This is a genomic window from Streptomyces sp. NPDC034084 (assembly GCF_055575535.1).
This window is the reverse complement of the sequence record NZ_JBVISK010000001.1, coordinates 1,080,068-1,092,060: the sequence shown is the minus strand read 5'-3', so window position 1 is coordinate 1,092,060 and position 11,993 is coordinate 1,080,068. Positions and strand designations below refer to the sequence as shown.

The following is an 11,993-nucleotide window of genomic DNA, read 5'->3' as shown; positions in this document are numbered from 1 at the left end:
GGCGGGGTCAGCCCTTCCCACGGGTGACGGCCCAGGAGGCGGCGGCGATCCCCCCGGCGACGGAGAAGACGGCGGGCCAGGCCCCGATCTTCTTGGCGAGCGGGTGGGACCCGGCGAACGCGGCGACGTAGGCGGCGGTCAGCCCGACGGAGGCCTTGGCCCCGCCCTTCTGCTGCCACTCCCGAGCGGCCACCCCACCGGCCACGGCGAGCACGGCACCCCCAAGGGGCCGCTTCCTGGTCCACCGGGCAACGGCATAACCACCGACGAGCCCGGCGGCGGCTACGGCGGGGGAGGGGATGCGGGGCATGACGGGGCCTTCCTGATCGGCGGGTCGTCCTTCGAGCGTACGAGGTGCGGTCGCCGCGCCACCGCGGGGGCCGGGCGGCGGTCAGCGATGAGCGGCCGGCGCGCAGGCAGGGCAGTGTGTCTCGTCGCCGATGGGCCGGAACAGCATGGGCTGAACGTGGTCACCGGCGCATTCCCGAGCCCCTTCGAGCCGTGGCGAAAGCCGGTTGCCGTGGGTGGGTGCGGGCTGGGGCGGCAGGGTGTGGAGCGGTACGTCACGCAGCAGGTACCGGACGAGCCCACCGGGCCGGTGTACGGCCGTCCCGGCTCCGGGCAGGCCGCGCAGGATGTGTTCGTGGACGTCGGCGGAGGTGTGCCCGGCGTCGAGCCAGCGGGCGGCGAGGCGGGCGAGTTCGGGGCGCATGCCGGGCGGGATGTGCCGGAGGGCGGGGGAGAGGACAGGGAGCGCGCCGATGAGTGCGCGGGCCTCTTCCAGCCGAGGGGACTCCTCGACGGCGTCCGCCGGTTCGGGTGTCTCCTCGGCCGCGGGGGGACGGTGGGAGGTGTCTTCCCCAGGGTCTTTCTCTGGATGACCGCCGGTCGACGGGGTCACCGGCTCGCCGACGGCCGGTTTCCGGGGACCCGGTGCGACCTGCGGGGGAGCGACGGGTGTGCGGGCGAGGAGCTTGGCGGCCTGGTCGGCGGTCAACGGGGAGCTGGAGACGAGCTGCTGGGTCACCCACCGGCCACCTTCCACCTGCACCCGCCGCTCATGAACGAACCCCTCCTCCTTGAGCTGCCGCTTGGCCCGGGTGAACGCGCATGCCCCGATCCGGGCACGTTCGGCGGTGCGGGAGAGCGACTCGCGGGCGTCCTGGGGAAGGGAAAGCTGCCAGGTCAGAAGCCGAGCGGCGTCGGAGCTGAGCCGAGGATGCCGAATGATGTCGTGCGAGAACTGGGTGAAGCGGCGCGAGGGCGCGTTAAAGTGCCGGTAGATCACGGTGGACGCCTATTCCACTAGTGGTTCAGGCCCTCGCCGACGGCGCCAACCGTCGACGAGGGCTGTTTTGCGTGAACGTAACGCACACGCCGCGTCCGGATGAGCGCGAAGAGTGAAGACCGCCCGTGTGGGTGACGTTCGGGCGCGTGGAGTCAGCCCATTTGCGACGAGGGCCTGTTCGGGGACGCGTGGGCTGGTCTTGTGGCCGGGGTGGGTGGGGACAGGTTCGGAGCGGGCCGGTGGTGCGCGGGAGTTGAACGGGTCGGCCCGGCGGCGCTTGGCGGCTAACTGTGGTCGTGTGGTGGGGTTTCAGGCCTGCTGGTCGCTGCTGGGGGTTGGGTTTCCCGCAGTGACTCGCCCCGGATGGGCAGTTCGTCCTCTATGGGGCCTTATCTGGGGCCAGTTACCCCGAGTAGAGCCGACTTACCTCACGACACGACCCTCCCCACCCACCGGGAGTGATCAGCGGGGCCTGAATCCCAGCCGACACACGGCCCACAGCCGCCAAACCGACCCGGGCCGCCCCATTCCACAACCGCGCCCCACCGACCCACCCGGAACGGGTCCACCCTCCTCGGCCACAAGCCGAGCCCCCACCCACCGCCCCGCCACCCGCACACTCACCCCGGACACTGCCCGGGTCTGGGCGGGGACCCCGACCCCCGGACCGCCCTCCGAGAGGTCTTTCGCGCCTGGAGCCGCCGGGTCAAGGGTGGGCGAAGCCCATCGCGCAGCGACGCCGAAGGCGCCCTTGACGCGGCGGTGGAAGGCGCGACTCTCAGAAAGAGGGCGGTCCCGCCAGAAGCTCACGAAGCAGGCCCACCCCAAGTAACGGACGGCCAGTCCACCGGGACCAGGAACTCGCCCGACCAGGCTCCGCCGTAAACGAGGAAGGCAACAGTCAACGCGGCCTCACCGGCCATGGATCGTTGACACCCCTGTGGAGCTCCCAGGTGAACGCAGGAGGTGTCAGCCGCGCAGGAAGGAATAGATGGCGGACGCTATCGCCTTGCCGAGGGGAATCGGCACTGCGTTTCCGATCTGCATGGCGATCTCTGTCTTGGAGCCGCACCATCGGAATGTAGGAGGGAATCCCTGGATGCGTGCAGCTTCGTAATGAGTGATGGGGCGGTTCTCTTCGGGGTGTAGGTACCGGCCCTTCTCGGGCTTGAAGAACTCGGTCCTGATCGTCACAGACGGCTCTCCGAGACGAAGGCGACCCATGACATCCCCCGTGCCGGTGTTGTGGTTGTCCCAGCTTTCCGTGGACAGGCTCTTCACCGAGGTTTTCACTCCGGGAGGATTCGATTCCGTGAAGTATTCGATAGATCCGGATTCGTTGACGGTGAACCACCAGCCGCGTAGATCCTTCCGGTTCCCGCCGGGTGGAATCTTGCCGTAGCGCGCGAGTGAAAGAATCTCGGGATTGCGACGAATGTGGAGGTCCCTGGTCTCGAAGGCCCCTGGCACGACGGAGTCCACCTCGGCGATGTGGTCCTTGGTGTCGGGAAGCTCCGTTCCCTTGAGGGGAATCTTCTTCGATTCGTCGAATACGCTGTCGACGGCCTTCCAGGGCCGAATCCCTCCGTCGACTCCGTCGAGTGGCTGGGCAGACGTCTTGGCTGCCTTTTTTGGGGGTCGGAAATGCGTCTGAGAAGGATAGGTCATCGAGTGGTCGCCCTCGATGTCTCGGCGCACACCGATGACGATTGCCCGACGCCTTGCCTGAACCGCTCCGTAGTTCGCGGAGTTGAGAAGGTAGCGCCGGGTCCTGTCCTCCTCGGTGTCGGACGGCTGGTGTCCCGGAGGGTCGACAAGTCGATAGTCGGCGAGTAGCCCCTCTGGTCCCACTTCGTTCAGCAGGTTCTGAAACTCATCCGACTTGAGGAAGCGGTCGACGTTTTCAATGACGAAGACCTTCGGACGCACTTCCGCGACGATGCGAACGTATTCCTCCCAGAGGCGATTGCGCTCGCTCCCCTTCTTCTTGCGATTCAAGGCGGAGAACCCCTGGCACGGGGGTCCCCCGACGATTACCTCCGCGTGAAGGGTCTCCTTGGTCGGCCTCCACTTCTCGATGTCGCCGAAGTAGACGCGGGCCTCAGGAATGCTCTTGTCGGGTCGACCGCTTCCGAAGTTCACCGCGTATGTGGCTGCGGCCGCCTTGTTGTGCTCGACCGCCGCGATGCTGTGGAAGACGGGCCCGTCGCCGACCATCCCGTCCGGCCTGAACTCGTGAAACCCCTGGGTGAAGCCGCCGCAACCGGCGAAGAGATCCAGGACGGTGATGGGCTCGGGAGTGGTGGGGCGGGGCGCGCGCATGGTGCGATCTTAGCTTCGCAGAGCAGCTGCGATGGCAAGTCCGACCGCCGTTGCCAGAGGAGGTGGCATGGCGTGACCGATCTGACGGTACCTGGACGTTTTGCCGCCCGAGAAGCTCCATCCTGTGGGAATCGATTGGATCATCGCGGCCTGCTCGACTGTCAGCTTGGGGTGATCGTCGGCCGGGAAGTCGAGACCGGGCGGTTCGTCGCCGAGGCTGTTTCCGTTCACTCCCAGCGTGGCCCATGCCTTCTTGCTGCCGGTGGGACCTAGGTCGGCACCGCCCCTTCGGTCGGACCCTCCAACCAGGGCCGGCGCGATCCGGTCAGCGTTCTTGATCCACTGTTCTGCACCGGGCCAGCCGCCCGAGGCCATCGAGGGACCGAGCGTGTCACCGACTGTCGGTGGTGCGGTTTCGTGCGCCTTTGGCCATTGGAAACGGGAGAAGTAGGGTTCTCGCAGTGCGATCAGGAAGCCGCTGCTGCGGTTCTGTGGAACACCGAAGTCCGAGGCGTTGAGTACTCGCCAGCTCGGGCGGTAACCAGCGCTTATCAGCTCCTTCTCGATCCAGGCGCGATCCGCCTCAAAGGCGGCACTCTCCACCAGGTCCGGCACGTTCTCGAGTAGCACGGCCTTCGGCTTGATCGAGCATGCCAACTCGATCGCAGCTCGAAGGACCCGCCGCTCTTCCGTGTCTTCAGTGCGTCCTACGGTGGCCGACGACTTCACACGGGGCAAGCCGCCGCTGAGTAGATCGACGCCGACGACATCTGGACGCATACCGGCATGGAACTGCACGACATCCATGCAGACGACGTCCCAGTCGGGGCGGTTGAGGTCGATGGTGAAGCACGCATCGGCCTTGCTGTCGATGAGGAGCACCGGATCGAAGCCCGCCAGCTCAAGCCCCAGTGCCTGGGCCCCTGCTCCGGCGCATATCTCCACTGATCGGAACCGCTTCTCCTCCGCGGCAGTGGAGGCAGGTCGTTGCGCGTCGATGGACTCCTGCGCCACGACACGAAGCTCGTCGTCCAGGGCATCGTCTTCGATACCGTCGAAGAGCACGAAGGGGGCAAGCCGGAGCAGACGCTTGAGGAAGTCACGGAATGTGTCGCGCTCGGTCAGTCCCTGCAGGTCGAGGTCGTTCCAGACGCGGAGAATGGCACGCACCATGTGAGGACTTCCGCCCAGAGCGGCGCGTCGTGCATAGATCTGATCGAAGGCGGCCTCGCCGAGGATCTGGAGAGCCCCGTACGGTTCCGAGGTGTCGGACGAGCGCACCAGTTGCCCACGCCACCAGAGCCGGCCGAACACGTGCCGGGTGAGATCCGTCCCCAGCACGCGGTCTTGCGGAGGACGCGGATAACGCCAGTACGCGACATCGGGGAGGACGGCGATCGCGAGGAAGGCCCAAACGTCTCGGGAGGCGGCCTCCGCGGGCACCAAGCCCATCTCGGCGTGCAGGAGTGCGGCCAACCAGCGATCGAACTCGGCGTTGTGGGCACGGTCGGACGAGTGAGGAAAGCCCGCGCGTTCGGCGAGTTCGATGACAGCCCGGCGCAGCTCTTTGAGCTGCTCTGCCGAGACTCGATCGCCGCCAGTGGCGACGTACACCGCCGACGGATGCGCGTAGGACACCCGCTCGGCGAGTTCGGGGATCGAGAGGTCTCGGTACTCCTCGTAGAGCTGTCTGGCCTGCTGAGGAAGTAGACGCGGATACAGAAGGCTCATCACGACACCTCGAAGATCTTGACGGCGGCCTGAAGGTCCGAGGCGAAGACCGCCGGTGACTGCAGACGGCGCAGCCGGACGTCGGTGATGGACTGCCCTGGGAAGAGCTGGTCGAACAGACTCAGAAGGGTGGCGCCGAGGGAGTCCTCGGCGTAGTCGGACTCCTCTGAGAAGTCCTCATGGGAGAGGGCGTATTCGATCATGATGCGAGCCGCATCCGCGTACACCGCAGAGAGTACGACCTGGTCGACTGGACGCGGCTTGTGGGCGTTCTCGAAGGCTGCGGTGGTGATTTTGTTCTGTTCGTTGACCAGGAGCAGGAGGGAACCCATGGTCGCGTTCTCCAGACCGCCGCTGATCTGCAGGTGCCAGGCCGCAGCGTCCGGAAAGGAGGTGTTGGCGAAGTCGATAACGGCCATGGGGAACTGCGGTGCGTCGCCTTGAAGGCGAACCGATTCCCGTTCGCTCCACAGGACGGAGCCGGCGCGTCGCGGTGATGACGGCCGGCCGTCGCTCCGACGTTCGGCCAGAACCAGAGCTGTGTCGAGGACGAGGAGTCCGCCGAGATCTGCTCCGGGTAGACGGACCTCCAGATCGACGACGCGGACGCCCCCGTCGGTGAGACGCGTTCGTTGTCCCGGGCCGCTCAGATTCGAGCCGCTAGCCGTCCACACGGTGGCGAACATCAGCACGGCTTCGTCAGGAAGGCCGCACTGAGCACGAACGCGATCGAGGTCGACGCGCACGGTCCTCCGGAGAGCGAGGTCCATCCGGTAATCCCAGTGCGGTAGGGCCTCGGGCAGAGGCACCTCGCCGTCGTCGACGACGAGTCGCCACGGTTCGGCAGCGACGACGTCTTCGGACGGACTGCGGTACGGAAGAACACGTCGACTCATGGCGTGCTCACCGCCTCCACTCTGATGCCGATCTCGGTCATCGTGTCCGGCGCAGGTCGTACGACGGCGCGCCAGACGGATTCCCCGCCGTCGATCACACACGTCTCCGACGTGTGCAGGCGCCCGTCGTCGTCCTCCCAGCCCACGAGTGTCGGCATCTGCGCCCCGATGGGTGGATCCGTCTCGCGGCCGCCGACTCCGGGCAGCGCCACGGCTAGATCGACGTGCACCCGCTGCGATACGGGTACGGGGAGGCGGAACTCCTGGACGAGCACCGTCAGGTCGCCCCGATCGTCGTAATAGGGGTCCCCGACATACTGGACTCGCGGTCGCCGGCGGCCCCCGGGGACGCCCATCTCCGTCGCGTCGGTGAAGTCGATACCTTCTCCGGTCACATTCCAGGAGTCGCGAGCGGTCTCCGCATCACGCCCCGATGAGGCACTGCGAGAGTCACCATTGGCCGAGGGTGTGCTCCCCTTCCTCCCCGCGGCTCCCCGCGCCCCGGCGCGTGTGGCCGTGCTTCCAGGTTTGGCATAGGCGGTGGCTCCACCGATGCCCCAGGCGCCGCCGACCAGTCCTGAGAAAAGGGTGCTCGCCGCTCCCAGAGCCACGCTGCGTGCACCAGAGCGAGCGACTCCGCCGAGCGAGATCAGTTGATCGAGTGCCTCGTCGATGCGGCGGAACGTCGTGTGGACGAACGTGCTCTCGGGACGCTCCAGCGATTGTGGATTCCAGGCGTCGTGCGTGGGAGGCTCGGCCTTGGCGTACACCTCGTCCATGGACTCGTCAGCCCGGAAGACCCCCGCGTAGGCATGGTTCTCGCTCGGAGGCTTCGGGCCGGGCCGGTAGGTCACCACCAACTCCGCCGGCCGCATCAGACAGACATGATGAACGAGGGTCTCGATGTTCAGCATGCGTCCCGCGCGGCTCGGCTCAAGGGGCGGCCGAATACGCTTCACCGCCCCGAAGCGACCGAGATGGCGCTTGGGCCTGAGGCATTCCAAACTGCGGCCGTCGGGGCCGCTCAACGACTCGTAGGCGGAGACGAACATGTCGAGGGGCGAGGTCTCCCGCGGATCTGGCACCGGGTGGTCGACTCCGTCGCAAGTGACGGAGAACCGCATGGCTGGGTTGCCGCCCTCGGCGCAGATCATCTTCGGCCAGAGATGCCAGGCGATGGACTCGGCCAGATAGTCCGCGGCCTCGGAGGGCTCCAGCTCGTCCAGGCTCGGGTCGATGACGACAACGGTCGTGCCGGTCTCATCGGCGGCGAACGGTCGCAGCCCGAGGCGACGTGCCACCGCGTCCGCCTGCGTTCCCATCAGCGGCTCGATTACGTCGCCGGACGCGTCACCCCACCAGTGTCGCCCCGTGAATCGACGGCTTGCTCCGTTCTGAACGGCCACATGACTCTTCCAGAGCGTGCAGCCGATGAGTCGTGTCTCGAGTTCGCCCTGTGGAGTGCGGCACCGCGTGTGTACGAGAATCGTCCCCGGCTTTGAGAGCAGGTAGAAGATGCCCTTGCCGAAGCCGTAGGTCCCGCCGCCCAGCGCCGTGTCGCGGGGCTCTCCGATGTTGCGGATGAAGGAGACGAAATCTCGATCGCTCCCTACGGCGTCGTTGGCGCGGGTCGGGCCGCCCAGCCCGCGGGTCCCACGATCCGACACGGACAGAAGCCGCACCGGTCCGTGCCTGATCGTGTCGCGCAGCGGGAATTCGTCAGCGTTCGCCGGCGCGCCCGCGAGGAGAAGCTCACGCCATGTGCCCATGTGGGCGGGGCCGACGGTGGACACGTCGATGCGGTAGTCGACGGGATCCGTGGATGTCGTGGAGCGGGCGTCCCAGCTGTTCTGTGCAGACTCACGCACGAGGATGGTGAGCAGGTCGAGCTCGGGGCGACCGAGTTGGTTGCGGATGCCCTCCGCGGCGCTCGCCCCTTCCGGCGGATACGGCTGGGAGAACCAGCGGGGCTCGATCACCGCGCCTCCTGGACGATCTCGTCGATCACTCGTGGCACCTCTTCGTCCGTCAGCGGAACGGGGACGTCGCCAGAGAGATCTATGGTGTAGTCGACGTTTTGGACGGAAACCGACAGACCTGCCGCTACGAGGGTCTTGGTCGTGAGGCCGGGAAACCCAGGCCCCACCTCGTACCACCTCTCCTCTTCGACGAGGAACCGCACGCTGCGGTAGCGGTCAGCGTCCGCTGGACGGTATCCGGCGGTCACGAGCAATTCGAGGAGCGGGCCCTCGTCGTCACAGAGCCTGAGGGCTCGGTCGACGAGCTCGACGACGGACGTGCCGAGAGAGCCACCAGGTGTGGGCTGGAGACGGAACCATACGAGGAAGAGGGACCCGTCGTTCGGCCGATCGAGCTGGTCGAGACCGTGGATGCGAGGCTTTCGCCCGGTGGCGGTGCCGGCCTTCACCTCGATGGCCGTGGATCCGGAAGAGAAGTCGTGCCGATGGCCCTCAGGCCCTAGCCATAGGCGATGCGCACTCGGATTCTTCTCCAACAAGCGGCAGAGAACAGCGAGTTCTCCGAAGAGGCCGGCGAGCTGCTCGCCGGTCAGAGGGCTGCCTTGAGTACGGAAGAGCTCCTTCCAGCGGTCGAGGACATGATGGAGCGCCTTGAGCGGATTCTGCGGATTTCCTTCGGCCATGCCCAAAACGTCGACACAAAGCTCGGTGAAGAGATCGTTGAGATCGCTACGCAGGCACGCCAGATCCGCATACGTCTGGTAGGTCTCGTCGTCCTCCAACGGACGCTTGCGCAGCTGAAGGACAGGACCGTCCAGTCCGGGCCGCACTCGGCGATGTGCCGCTATCGGCACGAGGACGTGGCGGTATCCGCGGTGGTCCACGGCCACCGCCAACGGGTTGTCGTGCTCGACGACGATCGGCAGGTGAGAGACGCGGAGACGGCGCTCACCCGTAGTCTGCTCGGCCTCGAGCGCGGTCCAGCGTTCCTCGACGAGACTCCGCAGTATCTCCTCGCTCATGCGTCGTCGCTGTCGAGGATGCTGTAGTCCTCGTCTTCGAGACGGATCTTCGACAGATCGGCCGAAATGTACTTCTCGACGGTGCTGTCGTACAGGGGAGCCGGGAAGACCAGGCCCACGCCGACGACATGCTCTTCGGCGTTCAACGCTTCACGCTTGAGCTTCGAGGGGTTCGGTGCCGAGACCTTGTCGATCGGGTACAGGACCAGCAGGCCGGTGTCGGGGAGCTCGACACGGCGCCGATCCATGATGCCTTTCTCGTTCAGACTCGACACGTCCCCGTCGAGGTCCACTGCAGCGTCTCGGCGGCTCATCAGGGTCTTGATGTCGGCGAAACCCGGGGTGGGATTCGGCATGGACAGTCGCGCGCGCACGTTGCGTCCCACGGAGACACCAGGAGCGAATTCGAAGCCCTCGCCACGGGGGTTGCCGACGATCGCGATATTCCATCGGCGGAGCGATCCCGCCGCGACCCGCTTCCGAATGTAGCCCGTCAGAAGGTCGGCATCGTTCTCCGGGGACTGCTCGTGGAACCGGTAGGAGGACAGGAAGTCCACGACCAGGTCGTAGGGGACGTCGCGATATACGAACCGGCCCTCGGCGGGCCTCTTATCGGCCGTGACAGCGTTCGCGACCGAGGCACTCACCAGATCGCGGGCGGCGTCGATGTTGCCGCGCAGCCATTCTCGGTCAGTGTGGAAGTAGTGGGTCTGGACGCGCTTGCCGCCGTAGGAGGAAGCCGCGGTCACGGCATCACGCATCTTGGCCGCTGCCGTCACACGGAGAGCGGGGTGCGTCCTCAGACGCACCGCGAACGTGAGAGGAGTTTCATCCTCGGTCATGTAGATGTCGACGTCGCGGCGCATCTCGGTCTCGACCGTGGCAAGGTGCCGGAACCACTCAGCGAGCTCGTCCGTCATCCAGATCCGGGGGAGGTCGGCGTAACCGTTCCGGAAGCCGAACCAGCGTCCCATCTGAAGCAGAGTGTCATACGCCGAAACGGCCCGAACGAAGTAGCTGACCGAGAGACCTTCGAGGGTAAGACCCCGAGACAGGGTGTTGCCGCCCACTGCAATTGCGGTGACTGGGCCGTTCTCGTAGTCCAGGCGATACTCGCTGTTCGAGTTGTCCATGATGATGCGGCAATTCTTGAGCACTTCGGGTAGCTCAGGCAGCAGCGCCTCGAACGGAACCTTGGTCTCTCCGAACTCCTCAGCGGGGACCCTCGCGGTCTCCCGATCCCACAGACCGCGCAGCCGCAGGAGGAGAACACTGTCCGACAGCGACACCACGGTGCGATCCCGCAGGTGCTCCAGCGGTCTGCGGAAACTGTCGTGGACGGTGGTGTTGACGCTGGTATGGATCAACATCGTGTTGTGCTGGTTCCCGGTGCCGCGAACACGCCGTGCGGCGGTGGCCAGCCAGAAGTACTCGATCGCCGTCCGAAGGGTGTCGGTGATGACCGGTTCGAAGCCCTCGGCGTCCGCCTTCGTCGTGGGGCGCACACAGGGCACGTCGTCCTCAGGCACGGATCGGACCATGTCGTGGCCGTCGTCGACCTGCTCAGGGTCCTCGCCGTCGAGGGCGTAGCGGCCGAAGAGGACCTCGGTGCCGAAGTGCCCTTGAGGCTTCGGCAGGTTGACCACAAAGTCCTTGGGATAGAGGTCCTCTGCACCCGGGTCGATCAGCAGGTTCGCGAACGGGGAGGCCGTGTACCCGACGTAGGCGCACCTCGGCAGAGTGCTCATGATGCTCAGAATCAGCGGATTGATGGACTTGGTCGCCACCGTCGCCTGGTCGGCCTCGTCGTCGATGATCAGAGTCGGACAGTCCTTCAGGTAGTCGGACGCCTCCTCAAGCCACCGGTACAGCTTGCGCAGCACCGTCGCGTTCTTCTTCACCACGCACAGCACACGCGTTCCGTTGCTCTTACCGAAGTAAGAGGCAGGGTTCGCCTGGGGAGTGAAGTCCCGGTCGAGCCCCGTCAGCTGTGACCACATCGCGGGGTTCGGCTCCACGAGCTGCTGCACCAGGCGTGCCTGGGTCTGTCGTCGCAGTCCGTTATGGACGCCGGCCAGAACGATGAAGAGTTTGTAGCCTCGGTCGGCTGCTTTGGCAATGACGGAGGTGAAGTTGGTCGTCTTGCCTGACTGCACGTATCCGACCACGAGCCCGCGTGTCGAGAAGGACTTCTCCTTTGGGTGGTTCAGCAAGGAGACGACGCGGGTTGAGGAGTCGTCCAGGGACTTGATGGCAGGGTCCTCCGGCCATCCGTCCTTGCGAAGGATGTCGACGATTGCCGGCCAGCACTTGTCCTTGGCGTGCGGCCCCGTGTACCAGGTGTCGCGGTTGCCGAGGATGACTGCGTGCGGCTCCTCAAGCTCCTTGATACGCACCGTCTGGCGCTCGTGACGCTCGCGGATCTGCTGGATGATCTCCGGGGTGATGCCGAGCTGCTCCAGCCGCTTGACCGCCTCCGCTGGGGGGAACGAGTCCAAGAGGGCCTTGAAGGTGTCGTACATGCCGTCGAATGCCTCGGTCATGGGCGGTGACCGCTCCCCTGTCTCGTGCGCTTGAGGTCGAGTGAACCCAGGGGCGCTCCGACGTCGTGGGGGGCATCTGCTGAGCAGCGTGCCGGCACGTCACCTTTGTTCAAGGTCACACATTATTGGGTGCCCGCGCCCCTGAAAAAGAGCATCGATCGCACAACTGGTACGGAAGCGATCGATCTGTGGCTGAAATGCGATGGATCCGG

Annotated in this window: 8 protein-coding genes; all 8 read right to left on the bottom strand. The window is 65.9% G+C overall.

From position 1 onward, the window contains the following. Positions 1-7: 7 nt before the first annotated feature. The 8 genes from ACZ51I_RS04935 to ACZ51I_RS04900 all read right to left on the bottom strand — a co-directional run bounded on the left by ACZ51I_RS04935 (position 8) and on the right by ACZ51I_RS04900 (position 11,781). Positions 8-310, bottom strand: coding sequence for a hypothetical protein (locus ACZ51I_RS04935; protein ID WP_468871535.1), 303 nt, complete (start codon positions 308-310; stop codon positions 8-10). Positions 311-391: 81 nt separating this feature from the next. Then, positions 392-1,288 carry a hypothetical protein gene (locus ACZ51I_RS04930; protein WP_468871534.1) on the bottom strand — a complete coding sequence of 299 codons (897 nt, stop codon included), beginning with the start codon at positions 1,286-1,288 and terminating at the stop codon, positions 392-394. A gap of 969 nt (positions 1,289-2,257) precedes the next feature. Continuing rightward, positions 2,258-3,610, bottom strand: coding sequence for a DNA cytosine methyltransferase (locus ACZ51I_RS04925; protein ID WP_468871533.1), 1,353 nt, complete (start codon positions 3,608-3,610; stop codon positions 2,258-2,260). Between the two features lie 9 nt (positions 3,611-3,619). Beyond that, positions 3,620-5,341: a DUF6339 family protein gene (locus ACZ51I_RS04920; protein ID WP_468871532.1), complete on the bottom strand. Its 1,722-nt coding sequence runs from the start codon at positions 5,339-5,341 to the stop codon at positions 3,620-3,622. Then, positions 5,341-6,237 (bottom strand): hypothetical protein, encoded by an 897-nt coding sequence (locus ACZ51I_RS04915; protein ID WP_468871531.1) that lies wholly within the window; start codon positions 6,235-6,237, stop codon positions 5,341-5,343. Before ACZ51I_RS04915 ends, ACZ51I_RS04920 begins: the two co-directional genes overlap by 1 nt. Next, positions 6,234-8,216 (bottom strand): hypothetical protein, encoded by a 1,983-nt coding sequence (locus ACZ51I_RS04910; RefSeq protein ID WP_468871530.1) that lies wholly within the window; start codon positions 8,214-8,216, stop codon positions 6,234-6,236. The genes ACZ51I_RS04915 and ACZ51I_RS04910 overlap by 4 nt, the downstream gene beginning before the upstream one ends. Next, positions 8,213-9,238, bottom strand: a complete 1,026-nt coding sequence (locus ACZ51I_RS04905) for a PD-(D/E)XK motif protein (RefSeq protein ID WP_468871528.1) — start codon at positions 9,236-9,238, stop codon at positions 8,213-8,215. The genes ACZ51I_RS04910 and ACZ51I_RS04905 overlap by 4 nt, the downstream gene beginning before the upstream one ends. After that, positions 9,235-11,781 carry a Z1 domain-containing protein gene (locus ACZ51I_RS04900; RefSeq protein WP_468871527.1) on the bottom strand — a complete coding sequence of 849 codons (2,547 nt, stop codon included), beginning with the start codon at positions 11,779-11,781 and terminating at the stop codon, positions 9,235-9,237. Before ACZ51I_RS04900 ends, ACZ51I_RS04905 begins: the two co-directional genes overlap by 4 nt. Between the last annotated feature and the right edge of the window lie 212 nt (positions 11,782-11,993).